The sequence below is a fragment of the Nitrospirillum amazonense genome (assembly GCF_029594735.1).
GTDB lineage: Bacteria > Pseudomonadota > Alphaproteobacteria > Azospirillales > Azospirillaceae > Nitrospirillum > Nitrospirillum amazonense.
Window position 1 is genome coordinate 158297 of record NZ_JARPAF010000001.1, and the last position, 17637, is coordinate 175933.

The 17637-nt window shown below is 67.8% G+C and carries 14 protein-coding genes; 12 read left to right on the forward strand and 2 right to left on the reverse strand.

Annotation, left to right across the window (positions count from 1 at the left end; genetic code table 11):
- Positions 1–134: 134 nt before the first annotated feature.
- Complete coding sequence (locus P5F91_RS00630; RefSeq protein ID WP_145612813.1) at positions 135–1721, reverse strand: sodium:solute symporter; 1587 nt, start codon at positions 1719–1721, stop codon at positions 135–137.
- A 222-nt stretch (positions 1722–1943) separates the two neighbouring features.
- Positions 1944–2672 carry an SH3 domain-containing protein gene (locus tag P5F91_RS00635; protein ID WP_211107079.1) on the reverse strand — a complete coding sequence of 243 codons (729 nt, stop codon included), beginning with the start codon at positions 2670–2672 and terminating at the stop codon, positions 1944–1946.
- 265 nt (positions 2673–2937) lie between these two features.
- Between P5F91_RS00635 and P5F91_RS00640 the strand changes: the two genes are divergently transcribed.
- The 12 genes from P5F91_RS00640 (at position 2938) to P5F91_RS00695 (ending at position 17633) form a co-directional block, all read left to right on the forward strand.
- The gene (locus P5F91_RS00640; RefSeq protein ID WP_145612812.1) at positions 2938–3387 is read left to right on the forward strand and encodes a lysozyme; all 450 of its coding nucleotides are present in this window, start codon (positions 2938–2940) and stop codon (positions 3385–3387) included.
- A 209-nt stretch (positions 3388–3596) separates the two neighbouring features.
- Positions 3597–4598 carry an SGNH/GDSL hydrolase family protein gene (locus P5F91_RS00645; protein ID WP_186454913.1) on the forward strand — a complete coding sequence of 334 codons (1002 nt, stop codon included), beginning with the start codon at positions 3597–3599 and terminating at the stop codon, positions 4596–4598.
- A 5-nt stretch (positions 4599–4603) separates the two neighbouring features.
- Positions 4604–6010, forward strand: coding sequence for a GDSL-type esterase/lipase family protein (locus P5F91_RS00650; RefSeq protein ID WP_277906134.1), 1407 nt, complete (start codon positions 4604–4606; stop codon positions 6008–6010).
- A gap of 10 nt (positions 6011–6020) precedes the next feature.
- The gene (locus tag P5F91_RS00655) at positions 6021–7466 is read left to right on the forward strand and encodes an MBOAT family O-acyltransferase (protein ID WP_277906135.1); all 1446 of its coding nucleotides are present in this window, start codon (positions 6021–6023) and stop codon (positions 7464–7466) included.
- Positions 7467–7478: 12 nt separating this feature from the next.
- Positions 7479–7820 (forward strand): hypothetical protein, encoded by a 342-nt coding sequence (locus P5F91_RS00660; RefSeq protein WP_277906136.1) that lies wholly within the window; start codon positions 7479–7481, stop codon positions 7818–7820.
- A gap of 103 nt (positions 7821–7923) precedes the next feature.
- Positions 7924–8418 carry a winged helix-turn-helix transcriptional regulator gene (locus P5F91_RS00665; protein WP_145612806.1) on the forward strand — a complete coding sequence of 165 codons (495 nt, stop codon included), beginning with the start codon at positions 7924–7926 and terminating at the stop codon, positions 8416–8418.
- Positions 8419–8629: 211 nt separating this feature from the next.
- Positions 8630–9724, forward strand: coding sequence for a glycosyltransferase family 4 protein (locus tag P5F91_RS00670; RefSeq protein WP_277906137.1), 1095 nt, complete (start codon positions 8630–8632; stop codon positions 9722–9724).
- A gap of 29 nt (positions 9725–9753) precedes the next feature.
- Complete coding sequence (locus P5F91_RS00675) at positions 9754–11922, forward strand: amylo-alpha-1,6-glucosidase (protein ID WP_145612804.1); 2169 nt, start codon at positions 9754–9756, stop codon at positions 11920–11922.
- A gap of 276 nt (positions 11923–12198) precedes the next feature.
- Positions 12199–14136: an alpha,alpha-trehalose-phosphate synthase (UDP-forming) gene (locus tag P5F91_RS00680; protein WP_277906138.1), complete on the forward strand. Its 1938-nt coding sequence runs from the start codon at positions 12199–12201 to the stop codon at positions 14134–14136.
- Positions 14117–14944 (forward strand): trehalose-phosphatase, encoded by an 828-nt coding sequence (gene otsB / locus P5F91_RS00685; RefSeq protein ID WP_211107075.1) that lies wholly within the window; start codon positions 14117–14119, stop codon positions 14942–14944. Before P5F91_RS00680 ends, otsB begins: the two co-directional genes overlap by 20 nt.
- Before the next feature lie 176 nt (positions 14945–15120).
- Positions 15121–17256, forward strand: coding sequence for a histidine kinase dimerization/phosphoacceptor domain -containing protein (locus tag P5F91_RS00690; RefSeq protein WP_277906139.1), 2136 nt, complete (start codon positions 15121–15123; stop codon positions 17254–17256).
- Positions 17253–17633: a response regulator gene (locus P5F91_RS00695; RefSeq protein ID WP_277906140.1), complete on the forward strand. Its 381-nt coding sequence runs from the start codon at positions 17253–17255 to the stop codon at positions 17631–17633. Before P5F91_RS00690 ends, P5F91_RS00695 begins: the two co-directional genes overlap by 4 nt.
- Positions 17634–17637: the final 4 nt, after the last annotated feature.

Sequence of the window (17637 nt, forward strand, 5' to 3'; positions counted from 1 at the left end):
GTGCTCCCCTGGGCGCGGATGATAGCAATCGGTCCCGCGTCCCCGCAATGCGCGTCGCGGCTCGGGATCCATTAGGTCAGGGCGGATGGTGCCGGGCGGCAACACCCGCAGCGGATCAACCATGGACGGGGCCCTTAGCGGAAGGTGTAGACAATGACGGCGGTGGCGGCCAGCAGCAGGCCGGCCAGGACGCGGTAGTTGCGCCAGAAGGGCTCATGCGCCAGCCGCACGCTTTCCTCCCGGAAGAAGGCGGGGGTCCAGACCAGGCCGGCCGACTTTTCCGCCGCGTCCGGCGCCGTGGCCAGGCTGACCAGCACCAGCACGATGGCGCACAACACGAACAGCAGGGGTGCCACGTACAGGAAGTGGATGCTGACCACGTCCAGCACAGTGTTTGCCACGAACAGGGCCGCCCCGCCCAGGACGCCGGCGGCGATGCAGGCGGCGGCCCCGGCGGCGTTGGCCCGGCGCCAGAAGATGCCCACCAGGTACAGCGCCATCACCGGCGGCACGGCATAGGCGATGATGACCTGCAGGTATTGCCACAGCGATCCGAAGTGCTCGATCTGCGGTGCCCAGGCCATGGCGGCCACGGCCATGACCAGGGTGGCCATCCGGCCCACGCGGACCAGGGCGGCGCCCTGCATCTCCGGCCGCCAGCGGCGCACGAAGTCCATGGTGAACAGGGTGGAGGCCGAATTGAAGGTGGAGGCGATGGACGACATCAGCGCCGACATGAAGCCGGCCACCGCCAGGCCCACCAGGCCGGCAGGCAGCAGGCCGAATAGCAGGGTGGGGAACACCAGGTCCGGCGATTTCAGGTTGGGGTACAGCAGGATGGCGGCGGTGCCGGGCAGCACCATCAGGAACAGCACCGGCAGTTTCAGGGCGCCGGCGAACAGGCTGCCCCAGCGGCCGTGGTTCTCATCCTTGGCCGACAGCACGCGCTGCACCATGAACTGGTTGGTGCACCAGAAGTAAAAGCCCAGCAGCGGCACGCCCGTCAGCAGGCCGGGCCAGGGCACGGCCGCGTCGCTCAAAGGGCGGATCAGCGACAGCTTGGCGGGGTCCACCGCCCCCATGACCGCGTCCCAGCCGCCGGCCTTCAGGAAGGTGCGCACGGCGATGACGCAGGAGGCCGTCAGCAGCAGCACGGCCTGGATGGTCTCGGTATAGATCACGGCGCGCAGGCCGCCGGCAATGGTGTAGATGCCGGCCGAGACGGCCAGCACGATGACGATCTCCCACAAGGGCACGTCGGGCAGCAGCAGCTTGAACAGCAGGGCGCCGCCGTAGAGGGCGCTGGCCGTGTCCACCACCAGGTTCAGGAACAGGGTCAGGCCTGAGAAATAGGTGCGCGCCAGGCCGCTGTACCGCCGCTCCAGGAACTCCGGCAGGGTATAGACCTTGGACCGCAGCAGGAAGGGCAGGAAGAACACGCAGAAGAACACCAGGACGGCCGCCGCCATCCATTCGTAATTGTAGACCGAGATGCCGGTGCCGTAGGCCGCACCCGCCAAGCCGATCAGCGTGGTGGACGAGATGTTGGAGGCCAGCAGCGCCAGGCCGATGACCGGCCAAGTGGTGCCGCGCGACGCCAGGAAGAAATCCTCGGTCGAGGAATGGCGGCGGGCCAGATACAGCCCTAATGACACGATGCCGATGAGATACACCGCCACGATGGCGTAGTCGACCCAGGCCATGCCTGCAACCGGCACCATGCAATCCCCTCCCTATCCCTTGATTTCCCTGCGCTTGTAAGATGTCGCGCGGGCTTTATCGGCTGGCCGAAGCCCAGCCAGCCCATCCTTCATGGCACGGAAGGGGGGCCCGACCACAACAAGAATTCGTATGCGGGCCCAGGTGCGGGCCCAGGGGTGCTGCGACAGGGACGCGAAAAGGGCGGCCCGGTTAGGGCCGCCCTCATTGGGAACAGGCACGTGTCAGTGGTGCGGGCCGTGGTCGTCGTGGCCACCCCCCCGGTGATCGCCGCCAGGACCCCCATGGTGGTCGCCACCCGGACCGCCCCCGGGACCGCCGTGATGGTCGCCGCCGGGACCGGGACCCGGGCGGCCAGGGCCGGGGCCGTCGTGATGGTCGCCGGGTCCCGGGCCAGGGCGGCCGGGCCCGGGACCAGGACGGTAGTCATGATGGTCCCATCGATCCCAGCCGGGCCGGCCTGGGCCCGGACCGGGGCGGAAGTCGTGGCCGGGGTGGTAGATGGGCCGGGGCGGGGGCAAGCGCTCCCACCGGTGCCGGTCCGCGAACCACGGCCGGTCACGATAGTAGCGGCCCCAGTAGTCGTTGAACGAGAAGGTGATGATGGGCAGGCCGATCACGCCGCCATACTGGGGCAGGTACACGCGCTGGCCCTGGTAGGGATACATCAGGCTGCCGCCGTAGAGCCAGCCGCGATAGCCCTGGAAGTCGACGTCGCACCACGACCAGCCGGCCAGGCAGCCGTAGACGTTCAGCGATACCCCGGGCGGCAGGCTGGCGATGGCCGGATAACCGCCGCCCGGACCGGCGCGCAGGATGGTGCCGCTGGCGGTGTAGGCATATTCGGCCTTGGCCGCGACGGGCAAGGCCACCAGGGCGGTGAACATCGCGGCGGCCAGATGGGCGCGGCCTAAGCGCGCTCGGACAAAACGGGGCAGGCGCGGACGAAACATGGCTTGAGCCCTTTCTCTGAAGGCTGGTACTTCCCCGGGTTACCCCATCCGCGCCGGATGGGGCGGCGGGACCTTAAGGGACTGATAATACGGTACCGATACTCTCCCCCCAATGGGCCCAAAGGATGGCGGTCTAAAGGCGGAGATTTGCAACCGTTTAGGCAAATTGACGCCCCCAGGCTCGGCTTTCCGGTGGGGTGACGTGTAAGGCTGGGCTATAAGGGCAAGCCTGAATTGTACTTCTCGATGCGGGGATTGAGTGGGAATGACCAGGACCGTGAATGCCGCGGGTATCGCCTTGACCGAACAGTCCGAGGGGTTGGAACTGACCGCCTATCTTTGCCCCGCCGGGCGCCTGACCATCGGTTATGGTCACACCGGCCCGGACGTCACACCGGGCATGACCATTACCGAAGCCCAGGCCCAGGAGCTGCTGCTCCAGGATTTGGCCACGGCCGGGAACGGCGTGAGCCAGGCGGTGACGGTGGCGCTGACCGACAACCAGTACGCGGCGCTGACAGATTTCGCGTTCAACCTGGGTATCGGCGCCCTGACCCAATCCACGCTGCTGCGCCTGCTGAACCAGGGCGATTACGCCGACGCCGCGGACCAGTTCCTGGTCTGGGACAAGGCCCATGTGAACGGTCAGTTGGTGACCTTGCCCGGGCTCGCCGCCCGCCGGCAGAAGGAACGGGCCCTGTTCCTCACGGCTTGATCCATAGGCGTTGGAGCTATCCCCAGCCGGCGCGTGACAGGCGCCGGGACTCCCGGTATGACGATGCGGACGGCTGTATTGGCGCCGTCCGCACCACCCTCATGGGATTCAGTAGGTTCGGCAGTCAGGGGCCCTCGATGAACCGCCGGTTTGTTATTGTTTTTAGTGCATTTTTCGGTTTATCCGCAGCAATCGCCCATGCCGAGCCGGTGGCCCCGCCCGCGGCGGTTCCCCAACCGCCCGCCACCCCGGCTGGCGTCACGATTTCTGTCTACGGCGATTCCCTGGCCGATGGGGTGTGGAGTGGGCTGTACGAGCGGCTGAAATCCCAGCCGCAGACACGGCTGGTTCGCCATTCCCAGTTGGGCGCTGGCCTGACCCGGCCCGATTATGCCAGCTGGCAGGCGGAAACCGCCCGCCAGATCGATGAGGCGGGGGAGGGCGGCTACGCCGTCATCATGTTCGGCGCCAACGACATGCAGGGCGTGCGGGACGAGAACCGCAAGGGCTATCTGTTCAAGTCGCCGGGCTGGACCAACGTCTACACGCAGCGCATCGATTGGCTGCTGCAGACGCTGAAGGAACACCACGTCACGACCGTGTGGGTGGGCCTGCCCGTCATGCGTAAGCCGGAAACGAACGACGATGCCAAGTTCATGACCGGCCTTTATGAGACCGAAGCCGGCAAGTACGGCGCCGTGTTCCTGCCGCTGTATCAGGATTATCTGGACGCCGACGGCAACTTCATGGCCCGTATCGACGACAGCCGGCAGAAAAGCCAGCAGCTGCGGTCCGACGACGGCATCCACTTCACCGGCTATGGCTACCAGCTGGTGGCGGGCAAGGTACTGACCCGGTTGCAGCTGGCCGGGGCGCCGGCGGCCAAGCCGGCGGTCAAGGCCGCGTCCGCCGCCCCGCCGGCCGCCGCCCCGGTAGCGCCGGCTGCTTCGCCGGCCCCCGTTCCGGCCTCAACCCCTGTTCCGGCGAACACCTTGGCGGGGCCTGCAGCGGTCACGCCGGCGGCCGTCACCACCTCCACCCCTTCCGACGCCCCCATCGCCAAGCCCGTGCCCGCCGACTTGCCGGCCAGCCAGCCCGTCAGCCAGCAGCCCTCCCTCCAACAGCCCGGCGCCGCCACGGGCGCCGCAGCCGGTTCGTCCATCGGCTCTCGCGGCCGGGTGCTCATGGCCACCCCGGCGCGGCAGCTCTGATCTCCATGCGCCGCCGTCTTGCGTCCCTCAGCCTGATGCTGGCCGCCCTCGCGGCTTGCAGCGGCACCCCCGCCGGTCATCCGGCCTCCTCCATGTCCATGCCCAAGGGGGCGACGCAGGTCGCAGCTACCGGAAACCTGCCCCTGGCGTCGCCGGCCCGTGTGCCCTCGCCATACGACGGCAACCCCGGATTTGAACGGCTGTTCCAACGGCTGGCGGCCATCGAGGCCGGGCATGGCGGCACGGTCGACATCCTGCAACTGGGCGACAGCCACACCGCCGGCGGCGTTTTCACCACCCGCCTGCGCGACGCCCTGCAGGAACGCTTCGGCTCTGCCGGGCCGGGTTACATGCCGGCGGGCAAGCCTTACATCGGATCGCGCCGCGCCGACGTGGCGGTGACCCAGGAAGGCAAATGGCAGTATTTCAACAGCCTCAGCGACACCCCGCCGCCGGGCTGGGGCATGACCGGCTTCGTCGCCCGCAGCCGCGCGCGCGGGGCGGCCATCGCCGTCACCCCCAAGGATGGCTTGGGCTTCGACATCGCTGGCGTCACCATCGTGCGCCAGCCGGCCGGCGGCGACCTGCTGGTGCTGATCGACGACCGGGTGGTGAAGCAAATCTCCACCCAAGGTCCCGCCGGCCAGGCCGATTGGATCACCCTGCCCACCGCCGGCCAGGCGCAGCAGTTGAAGCTGGTGGCGGCGGACGCCCGGCCGGTGGACATCGCCGGCTGGTCGCTGGACCGGGCCAAGCCGGGCGTGGTGTTCGACAGCGCCGGCGTGGTCGGCGCGCGGCTGACCACGATGGACCGCTGGAATCCGGAGACGGTCGCGCTGGAACTGGCCAGGCGCAAGCCGGACCTGGTCATCCTGGCCTATGGCACCAATGAGGGCTTCGACCGCGACCTGGACCTGGCCGCCTACCAGGAGCGGTTCAAGGCGGCCCTGCGCCGGCTGAACGCCGGTCCGGTGGCGGTGGTTGTCCTGGGTCCCCTGGATGGCCAGGCGGAATCCGCCGCCTGCAAGAAGGTGGCGGACAAGGACGCCGTCTTCCCCTGCCAGGATACCCCGCCGCCGCCGGCGAAATGCGCCTGGTACACGCCCACCATGCTGGGCCGGGTGCGGGCCCTGCAGGTCCAGGGCGCCAAGTCCGGCGACTATGTGTTCTGGGATTGGTCGCAGCTGATGCCGGGGGCCTGCGGCATGGACCGTTGGGTGCGCCAGGCCGTGCCGCTGGCCCGGGCCGACCATGTGCACCTGACGCCCGAAGGCTACACCTTGACGGCCAACGCCTTCTTCGCCTGGCTGATGGACCAGTACCAGGGCTATATCCAGCCTGGGGCGGTGCCGCCGCGCCCGGTGGTGGCCGGGCGCCCCGATACGGCCGCCGCTGCCTTGGCCGGCCGGTGAGGGAACCCCCATGCTGTTCCCCACGCTGAACTTTGGCCTGTTCTTCCTGATCGTCTTCGCCGCCGCCTGGGCGCTGGTGCGCTTCCCGCAGGGGCGCATCGCTTTCCTGTCGGCCGCCAGCTACGTGTTTTACGGCTGGTGGGACTGGCGCTACCTGTTCCTGCTGGGCGGCAGCACGCTGTCCAACTACCTCGCCGGACACGCCATCGTGCGCCAGGAAACGCCGGCGCGCCGTAAGCTCGCGGTGTCCCTGGCCGTGGCCGTGAACCTGGGCGTGCTGGCCTTCTTCAAGTACGCCGACTTCACCAGCCACGCGGTGAACGACACCGCCACCCTGCTGGGCCTGCCGGTGCGGCTGGGCTTCCTGGACATGGTGGTGCCTGTCGGCATCTCCTTCTTCACCTTCCACGGCATCTCCTACCTCGTTGACCTCTACCGCGGCACCCTGCGGCGGCCGGCCAGCCTGTTGCACCTGGTGCTCTACATCTCCTTCTTCCCGCAGCTGGTGGCGGGCCCCATCGTCCGCGCCAGCCACTTCCTGCCGCAGATCGGGGAGCGGCCGGATCCGGACGACATTCGCGCCACCCGCGCCTACCTGCTGATCATGGGCGGGCTGTTCAAGAAGGTGGTGGTGGCCAACTACCTGGCGACCGACCTGGTCGACGCCGTATTCATGGACCCGGACCGCTACGGCGCCCTGGATCTGCTGCTGGCCACCTACGGCTACGCCATGCAGATCTATTGCGACTTCAGCGCCTACACCGATATCGCCATCGGCTTGGCGGCGCTGCTGGGCTTCCGCTTCCCGCAGAACTTCGACCAGCCCTACCGGTCGGGCTCCCTGCGGGAATTCTGGCGTCGCTGGCACATCTCGCTGTCGTCGTGGCTGCGCGACTATCTGTATATCCCCCTGGGCGGCAACCGGGGCGGCACGTGGAAGCACTGCCGCAACCTGATGATCACCATGCTGCTAGGCGGCCTGTGGCACGGCGCCAACTGGACCTTCGTCATCTGGGGCGCGCTGCACGGCGGCATGCTGGTGGCGGAGCATCTGGTGAACCGCCTGCGCGCCATCACCATCGGGGAGTGGGAGGCGCCGCCCCTGCGCGGCTGGCGGCGGGGGCTGGCCATCGTCGCCACCTTCCACTTCGTCTGCTTCACCTGGATCTTCTTCCGCTCCCCCACGCTGGAGGTGGCCGGCCGCTTCCTGGCCGGTTTCGGGCGCTGGCAGGTCTTGCCCACCGCCGCCACGCCCCTGACCCTGCTGCTGATCGCCGGCACCCTCGCCAGCCAATTCCTGCCCGCCGACCGCCTGGCTCGCATCGAGGACTGGGTGCGCCGCCTGCCTGCCGCGTTCCTGGGGCCCGCCATGGGCGCCGCCGTGGGCCTGGCCGTGGTGCTGATCCAGGCCTGCGCGCCCGAGGGCGTCGCCCCCTTCATCTACTTCCAGTTCTGACGGGGCCGAGACATGAACGCCATCCTGACCCGCCGCCTGTCGGTCCCCCCGGCCCCGGCCCCCACGCCCCCGCCGGTGCGCCCCCGTTACAACCCGGTCGAGGTCATCGAGGGCGCCGCCCCCTCCCGCCTGCGGCACGTCGTCCTGTCGCTGGGAACGGCCGCCCTCGTGGCCCTGGTGCTGGGCGCCCATCCGCTGGCCGACTGGGTCAACGGCCTGCCCATCAACCCGGTGACCGACCGGCTGTCCGGCTGGGTGCAGACCTGGCAGGATTGGATGGACGCCCTTGGGGTCGGGCACCTGTACACTGCCCTGCAGGCCCTGTTCCGCTGGTTCCAGGGCTTGCGGTTCTAGCGGGCGACCCACCTGTAATCCCTTGCGCAGTCCACTGCGGCGGCCCTACACTTGCACCATGAAAGTCGCGGACGTGTGATCCGCCGCCCCTGGTGTGACCGACATGCAGCGTAAAAGTTTCGAGGATCTGACCTGCCCCATCGCCCGCAGTCTGGAGCGGGTGGGGGAGTGGTGGAGCATCCTGATCCTGCGCGACGCCTTTCACGGCATGACGCGTTTCGACCAGTTCCAGAAAAGCCTGGATATCGCCCCCAACATGCTGACCCGCCGCCTGACCGCCCTGGTCGAGGCCGGATTGATGGAAAAGCGGCAGTACAGCGAACGGCCGCCCCGCTACGAATATGTGCTGACCGAACGGGGCCGCGATTTCCGCGAGGTCATGCTGGCCCTGCTGGCCTGGGGCAACCGTCACTTCGCGCCCGAGGGGCCGACCGTGCAACTGGTCGACACCCAGACGGGCCAGCCCGCCGACATGGTGCTGGTGGATCGGATAAGTGGCAAGCCCGCCACCAGCCGCGACTTCCGCCTGGCGGCCGGCCCCGGCGCCGATGAGGCCCAGCGCCAGCGCTATGCGCCCAAGGCCAAGCCCGCCGCCTGACCTTCGACATCAGGTCCTAGGCCGAAAGGCCCCGTGCTGCGGTGGCGCGTCGAATTCGGGCACCGGCCTCGCCCCCATGCCCTATTCATTAAGAATTATGGTTGCTACCACCAACCGATGATACGGTTGCGCCGGTCCCTTTGGCTGCGCATCTTCAATACTCATGGGGGCGCATGCCAATTTCCATCATCGATTTAGGGAATTACCGTCGATGAAGATTGCGCAAATCGCCCCGCTGTATGAGACGGTGCCGCCGACATACTATGGTGGTACTGAAAGGGTTATATCTTATCTGACGGATGAGTTGGTGGAGCTGGGCCATGAAGTGACCCTGTTCGCCAGCGGGGCCTCCCAGACCAAGGCCAGCCTGGTGCCCATGCGGCCCAAGGCCCTATGGCTGGATGATGCGCCGTTGAAATCGCCGGTGGCGGCCCACCTGGCCATGCTGGAACAGGTGCGGGCCCGCGCGGATGAGTTCGATGTGCTGCACTTCCATCTCAGCCACTTCATGCACTTCCCTTTCTTCAAGGAATGCGCGCAGCGCACGGTGACCACGCCGCACGGCCGCTTGGACTATGTCGACCTGGCGCCGTCCTACGGGCTTTGGCCGCGCTACCCCATGATTTCCATTTCGGATCGCCAGCGGCGGCCCCTGGCGGATGCCAACTGGCTGGCCACCGTCTATCACGGCCTGCCGCTGGATCTGTACCGTCCGCCGGCGGACCGGCCCGGCGGCACCGGCAACTACCTGGCCTTCCTGGGCCGCTTTTCCCGGGACAAGCGGCCGGATCGCGCCATCGAGATTGCGGAGAAGTCCGGCCTGCCGCTGAAGATGGCAGCCAAGGTGGGGAACGATGACGGCCCCTATTTCAAGGAACACGTCGAACCGCGCATCGACGGCCGCGCCATTCAGCACGTGGGTGAGATCGACGACGCCGGGAAGCCCGGTTTCCTGGGCGACGCTGCCGCCCTGCTGATGCCCATCGACTGGCCGGAACCCTTCGGCCTGGTGGTGATCGAAGCGTTTGCCTGCGGCACGCCTGTCATCGCCTGGAACAACGGCGCCATGCCCGAGATCATTGACCAGGGTGTGACCGGTTTCGTCGTCGATACCATCGCCGATGCGGTGGATGCCGTGGAGAAGGTGCGCGCCCTGGACCGTGCCCGCATCCGCGAAGTATTCGAGCGGCGGTTTTCCGTCGCGGCCATGGCGCGCAACTACGTCGCGGCCTATGAGGCCTTGCTGAAGGGCGGCGGGGCCGCCTCCGTGCCCGGCGGCCGTGCCGTCGCCGCCCCGTCGCCCTGAATCCACCGGCCCCGCGAGACCAGACCCCCATGGCAGCCCTCGACGAACGACAGTTGGACCCGGCCATCGGCCTGGCCGGCCCCGACGGCAGCGGCCCGCGCGAGACCTTCAAGCTGTTCGCGCTTAAGCATGGCGATTGCTTCGTCGTGGCCGACGCCCATGGCGACATCCAGGGCCAGGGCGACGGCCTGTTCGTGGACGACACCCGCATCCTGTCCCGCTATCAGCTGCGCATCGGCGATAAGGAGCCGTCGCTGCTGGGCGCCTCGCTCAGCGAGGACAACATCTTGTTCACGGCCAACAGCACCAATGTGCCCATGCCCGCCCCCGGCGGCGGCATGACACTGTGGGGTGTCATCCATATCGAGCGCACGCGCATCCTGTGGCAAAACCGGCTCTATGAGCGGGTGACCCTGTCCAATTTCGGCGGCAGCGACATCGTCGTGCCGCTGACCTTCAATTTCGCCGCCGATTTCCGCGACATGTTCGAGGTGCGGGGCTCCACCCGCCAACTGCGCGGCCGCACGCATGAGGCCCAGCTGTCCGGCGACGGCGTGACGCTGAGCTATGAGGGTCTGGACCAGGTGACCCGCCAGTCCACCCTGTCCTTCAGTCAGGCTCCCGACCGGCTGCAGGGCGACCGCGCCGTATTCAACATCAACCTGCCCAAACGCGGCGACCACGTTCTATACATCGAGGTCGGAACCGAGCGCACGGACACGCCCAGCCGTGTGCGCTTCCGTGCCGCCGCGGTGCGGGCGCGGCTGGAGATGCGCACCAAGCGCCGCCGCGGCGCCAGCGTCTACAGCTCCGGCCGGGTGTTCAACGACTGGCTGGCGCGCGCCCAGGCGGATACCGCCCTGCTGACGACGGAACTGTCCACCGGCCCCTATCCTTATGCCGGCATCCCTTGGTTCTCCACCGCCTTCGGCCGCGACGGCATCATCTCCGCCTTGCAGATGATGTGGCTGAACCCCCGCCTGGCGCGGGGGGTGCTGGCCTTCCTGGCCACCCATCAGGCCACCGAAACGGCCCCCTTCAGCGATGCGCAGCCCGGCAAGATCCTGCATGAGACGCGCAAGGGGGAGATGGCGGTGCTGCGTGAGCTGCCCTTCGGCCGCTATTACGGCAGCGTCGACACCACGCCGCTCTACATCTACTTGGCCTCGGTCTACGCCGACCGCACCGGCGACATGGCCTTCATCGACCAGCTTTGGCCCTCGCTCTGCGCCGCCGCCTCATGGATGGAAGGGGCGGGCGACCAGAACGGCGACGGCTTCGTCGACTACCAGCGTGCCGAGGAATCCGGCCTGGCCAACCAGGGCTGGAAGGACAGCTTCGACAGCATCCAGCATGCCGACGGCAGCCTGCCGGAAGGGCCCATCGCCCTGGTCGAGGTCCAGGGCTACGTCTACGCCGCCTATTGCGGCCTGGCCCGCCTGGCCAAGCGGCGGGGAGAGGACGCGCAGGCCGCCTATTGGCAGCATCGGGCCGAGGCCCTGCGCCAGGCGGTGGAAACCCATTTCTGGATGGAGGACATGGGCTTTTACGCCCTGGCGCTGGACGGCAAGGGCAGGCCCTGCCGCGTGCGCGCGTCCAACGTCGGGCATCTGCTGTTCGTGGGCCTGCCCTCGCCGGAGCGGGCGCACCGCGTGGCGGACCAGCTGCTGGCCGGCGCCTTCCACACCGGCTGGGGCATCCGCACGCTGGCGGACACCGAGGTCTGCTTCAACCCCATGTCCTACCACAACGGGTCCGTGTGGCCGCACGACACCGCCATCTGCGCCGCCGGCCTGGCGCGCTACGGCGTGCGCGGCGGCGTGGTGAAGCTGATGAGCGACACCTTCGAGGCGGCGGTGCGCTTCGGCATGCGCCTGCCCGAGCTGTTCTGCGGCTTCCCGCGTGAACAGGGGGAGACGCCCATCGCTTATCCGGTTGCCTGCGTGCCCCAGGCCTGGGCCGCCGGTTCCGTCTTCATGCTGTTGCAGGCCTGCCTGGGCATAGAGGTCGACGGCTGGCGGGGGGAGATCCACGTCAACCGCCCCAAGCTGCCCATCGGTATCGATCAGTTGACCGTGCGCCGCGTGACGGTGGGGGAACACACCGTCGACCTTTTCTTCCAGCGCATGGGGGGGCAGGTCATCGCCTCCATCTCCGACCACGAGGAAGGCCTGGTGCCGCTTATCGTCCGCTCGTAAGGGCCGATAGGTCTAAGGCGATGGGACCAAGGAACCGGCGGGCGCTCCGCCATGGTCTTACGCCGCCTATGCGGATTTTCGGTCCCGCCTCCGTCCCGGTTGCCTTTTTTGGAACACAATCTCGACTCTAGAATTCCTACATGAATACTGGAGCGCTGAACAATACAGAATGCCATTGAGGCTATATCTGTTCAGTGTGCACGATATATGACCTGATTACTGCAATCATAAACCGGGTCATAGTCTTCTTAACCGATAAGGTATGGGTGTATCACCATGATGGGCATCGATCTGGGCGCGCTGCTGACGCAGGACTCCGCCGCCGTCTACCTGGTGGGAGCCAGCCTACTCTTATCCGTTGCGGCCCTTGTCCTTTCCAGCGCGCTGCTGCTGCGCTGGGGCCGCAACCGCCATCCGCCGGTGGCAGAGGCCGCCATTCCCACCTACGATGAGACGCGGCGCCAGGTTTTGGCGGAAGGGGCCCGCGCGCCTTCACCCGTGGTCGGCGCGCGCGACGCCCATGCTGCGGCCCAGCGCGCCCTGCGGTCCACCAAAGGCGAGGGCGTCGCCACCGACCGGCTGGGCACCTGGACGCCGGAAACGCTGCGCCACCTGCTGAAGACGGAACTGACGGGCGCGCAGGTCATCGTCGTCTCCAACCGCGAGCCCTTCATTCATGATTTGGAGGAGGGCGGGGCGGTGAAGCTGCGGGCGCCGGCCGGCGGCCTGGTGGCGGCGCTGGACCCGGTCATGCGCACCTGCGCCGGTACGTGGATCGCGCACGGCAGCGGCTCGGCCGACCACCTGACCGTGGATGCGCACGACCGCATCGCCGTACCGCCCGACAACCCCAGCTACACCCTGCGCCGCGTTTGGCTGAGCGAGCATGAGGAGAAGCACTATTACTACGGCTTCTCCAACGACGGCCTCTGGCCCCTGTGCCACGTGGCCTTCACCCGGCCCAGCTTCAACGCCGAGGATTGGGAGGTGTATGAGGCGGTGAACAAGCGCTTCGCCGACGTGGTGGTGGAGGAGGCGCGGGATGAGCGTCCGGTGGTCCTGATCCAGGACTATCACTTCGCCCTGCTGCCCCGCATGATCCGCGAGCGGCTGCCCGATGCCATCATCATCACCTTCTGGCACATCCCCTGGCCCAACGCCGAGATCTTCGGCATCTGCCCGTGGCGGGAACGCATCCTGGACGGCATGCTGGGCAGCTCGGTCATGGGTTTCCATACCCAGTATTATTGCAACAACTTCATCGAGACGGTGGACCGCTTCCTGGAAAGCCGGATCGAGCGGGACTCGTCGGCCGTCACCTTTGGTGGCCACACCACCCATGTGCATGCCCATCCCATCTCCATCGAATGGCCGCCGGCCTCACTGTCGCGCCAGCCGCCGGTGCCTGCCAGCCGCCGGGCCATCTTCGACCGCTTCAACCTGGCGCCGGACATGAAGCTGTGCGTGGGGGTGGAGCGCTTCGACTACACCAAGGGCATCATCGACCGCTTCCGCGCGGTGGAGGAGCTGTTCAAGCGCCACCCGGAATGGATCGGCCGCATGGTGGTGCTGCAGGTGGCGGCCCCCAGCCGCACCGCCCTGCCGGCCTATCAGCAGTGCCAGCGCGAGTGCCTGGATTTTGTGGACGAGTTGAACGCCCGCTACGGCCATGAAGGGTACCAGCCCATCCACCTGCTGAACGAGTCCTACGGCAAGGACGAGGTCTACGGCCTGTTGCGGGCCGCCGACCTGTGCATGGTCACCAGCCTGCATGACGGCATGAACCTGGTGGCCAAGGAGTTCGTGGCCGCCCGGGAGGATGAGCAGGGCGTGCTGTTGCTCAGCAGCTTCGCCGGCGCCGCCAAGGAGCTGCCGGAAAGCATCATCATCAACCCGTACGACACCTGCGGCACGGCCGACGCGCTGCTGCGCGGCCTGACCATGTCGCCGGAGGAACAGCGCGAGCGGATGCGCCGCATGCGCGAAACGGTGCGGGAAAACAACATCTACCGCTGGGCGGGCAACATGCTGCTGGACGGCGCCCGCCTGCGAAAGCGCCACCACACCGCCAATGTCACGGCCCGCCTGGCCAGGCAGCAGGCGGCCCGCGGCGCGCTCAGCCGCACGGCATTGGGCCGTACGCCCCTGGGCCGCAACGTGGTGCGCCTGGTCAGCATGGGGAAAGGAAAGAACGTTGAGCCGAGCCATTTCTGAAGCGATGCCGTCCCCCGCCCTGGCGCCTGCCGCCGGGGACCGCTGGGCCCTGTTCCTGGACATTGACGGGACGCTGCTGGAACACCACAAGGACCCCACCGGCGTGGTGGTGGATGACGAGCTGCGCACCCTGTTGTCCAACCTGGACCGCCAGTTGGGTGGGGCTGTCGCGGTGATCAGCGGCCGCTCGCTGGCCTCCATCGACACACTGTTCCAGCCCATGGTGCTGCGCGCCGGTGGGCTGTTCGGGATCGAGCTGCGGCTGTCCCCGGACGAGCCGGCGGTGGCGGCCGAGGAACCTCCGGCCCTGGCCGCCCTGGCGGAACGGGCTGAGGCGGAACTGGGCCGCGCCCCCAACATCGTCATCGAGCGCAAGGGCCCGGTGCTGGCCATCCACACCGGGCCGCACCCGCAGTCCCTGGACCATATCACCCGGCTGGCCAAGGCGGCGCTGCCCACCCTGCCTGACGGCTACCGGGTGGTGGAGGGCAATGTGGGTGTGGAATTGCTCCCGGCCGCAGCTCTGAAGGGGGATGCCGTGTACCGCTTCATGACCGTGGAGCCGTTCAAGGGGCGCCGTCCCATCTTCATCGGCGACGACGTGCCGGACGAGCACGCGTTCGAGAGCGTGCATGCCTTGGGCGGCATCGCCGTCAAGGTCGGCCGGCCGGAACAGGCGACGGCCGCCCTGCACGCCTTGGCCGATGTGGCCGCCGTGCGCGCCTGGCTGGGCGACCCACAGTTCCCCCTATTGGACAAACTGGTTCGACGCGAGGTGACTGAGGCCGCTGACGAGGCGGGAAAGTAAGCTCGGCGCCAATGGACGTCCTAGAGCGTAGACATCCTAAGCGTGCAGTTCTGCGCTGATATAATCGAACGCGCGACTTGACGGGCACGCTGCTCGGCGCCACCGTCTGGTGCTCGCAAAGGTTGGGAGATACCCTCTGAACTTGGGCGACGTGCCGGTGGCGGAGGTTGTGGCCTATGAGCTTGACGGACTGGTTGCTGGATCCATCCGGCCTGACCCCGCATGGCTTCTGCCTCAGCTGGATACCGGGTCTTATTTGGCTACACGCCGGATCCGACGCCGTCATCGGCCTGTCCTACTTCTCCATACCCCTGGCGCTGGCTTGGTTCGTACGCAAGCGTAACGATTTGGCCTACCGCTGGGTGGGACATTTGTTCGTGGCCTTCATCCTGGCCTGCGGCCTGACCCACATGCTGTCCATTCTGACCCTGTGGATGCCGGCCTATGGGGTGGAAGGGGTGGTGAAGCTGGCCACGGCGCTGCTGTCGGTGGCGACCGCCGCCATGCTCTGGCCCCTGGTGCCGCGCGTGCTGGCCCTGCCCACGCCGGCGCAGCTGGGCCGGCTGAACGCCGAACTCACCCGCACCATCGAGGAGCAAGAGCGCACCGCCGCCCTGCTGCGGGAGAGCGAGGCCAAGGTGTTGGCCGCCAATTCCGAGTTGGAGCGCAGGGTGGCCGAGCGCACGGCCGAACTGCGCGCGGCCAACGCCCAGCTCACGGAGGCTCTGGCCGAACGGGCGGTGGCGCTGGAGGCCCTGGCCGGCAGCGAGGCGGAATACCGCGCCAGCTTCGAGGCGGCCGCCGTGGGCAAGGTGCAGGTCAATCCCGAGACCGGGCTGTTGCTCCGGGTGAACAACGCCTTCGCCGGCATGCTGGGCTATAACCGGGCCGATCTGGCTGGTCGCATGGAATGGCCCGACCTGCTGTGGGGCGAGGATCGCGCGGCGGAGGGGTTGGAGTTGGCGCGCCTGCTGTCGGGCGAGGCCAGCGTCTATGTCCGCGAACTGCGCTTTCGGCGGCAGGATGGCACACCTGTCTGGGGACGCGTGTCCGCCACCCTCGTCCGCGGCGCGGGAATGCGCAAGGCCGGCGCCCGGCTGCCGCCCCTGCTGCTGGCGGTGGTCGAGGATGTCGACACCATGCACAAGACGGCCCTGGCCCTGAAGGAAAGCGAGACGCGCCTGCGCCTGGCGGCGGAGGGCGCCAAGCTGGGCATCTGGGAATTGGATATGGCGCGGGGCCTGGGCTGGGTGGACCGGCGCACGGCGGCGATGACGGGCGGCACGCTGCCGGCGGAGACTTGGTTCCCCCTGAACGGTCCCGAATACGCCGCGTGGGCGGATTGGATTCATCCGGATGACCGGGGCGAACGCGCGGCCGGCCTGAGTCTGCTGCAGACCGGGGCGGCGGAGCTGGTACAGATGCAGTACCGGGTGCGTCGGGTGGACGGCGACCCGGACGCGGCGGAGGGGGGCGGGGGCTGGATTTGGCTATCCCATCGCAGCGCCATCGTGGCGCGGGACCCCGTCACCTGGACGCCCACCCGCGCCACCGGGGTGCTGATCGACGTTACCGAACGGGCGGCGGCGGAGGCGGCGCTGCGCGAGGCCAAGGCGGACCTGGAACTGGTGGTGGCGGAACGTACCGCCGCCCTGAAGCAGCGCGACCTGCTGCTGCGCGAGGTCTATCACCGGGTGAAGAACAACCTTCAAATCATTGACGGCTTGGTGATGATCCAGGCCCTGCAGCTCAAGGATTCGGACGGCCGCCAAGCGCTGATGGGGCTGCGCAGCCGGGTCTATGCCCTGGGCTTGGTGCATCAGCAGCTGATGGCTTCCCCCGATCTGGAAAGCTTCGACATCGCGCCCTTCCTGGATGAGCTGGCCCGCAACATCCTGCTGTCGGGGGCGGATGACGGGGTGGGGTTGGACATCGCCGTCTGCCCGCTGATGGTCAATTTGGATTTTGCCATCCCCTTGGGCTTGCTGGTAACCGAGTTGATCACCAATTCGCTGAAACATGCCTTTCCCGATGGGCGCGGCACCATCACAATGGCGATGCGGCGCCGGGAGGAGGGCGATGTGCTGCTGGTGGTGGCGGATGACGGCGACGGCATCCCAACCTCGGCTCCGGCGGAGGAGGATGGGGGCGGCTACCGGCGCGGTCTGGGCAGCTCCATCGTGAAGGGCTTGGTGGCGCAGCTGGACGGAACGATCGCGATGCGGTTCGATAAGGGCACACGGGCGGAAATCATCCTGCCGACACCGGCGGTGGATATGGTAGGCCGCTCCGCCGGGATGGCGGCGTCATGAGCGATGGGCTGCAGGACTGCGTCCTGGTGGTGGATGACGAATTCCTGATCGCCCAAACCCTCAGCATCCAGATCGAGGACATGGGGCTGACGGTGTGCGGCACCGCCGCGACCGCCGCTGACGCCATCGCCCTGGCCAAGGCCCAGCGGCCGCGCCTGGTGCTGATGGACATGCGGCTGAAGGGCGTGGGCGACGGCGTGGACGCGGCCCTCGCCATCCATGAGTTCGTCGGCTCCAAGGTAATCTTCATAACCGCCTCGCGCGAGCCGGCGATGCTGGAGCGCATGAACCAGGACCATCCCGCCGCCATCCTGTTCAAACCGGTGTTCGGCCGGCAGCTGCAGACGGCGGTGCGCGAGGTGCTGGCGGCGGATTAGTCCG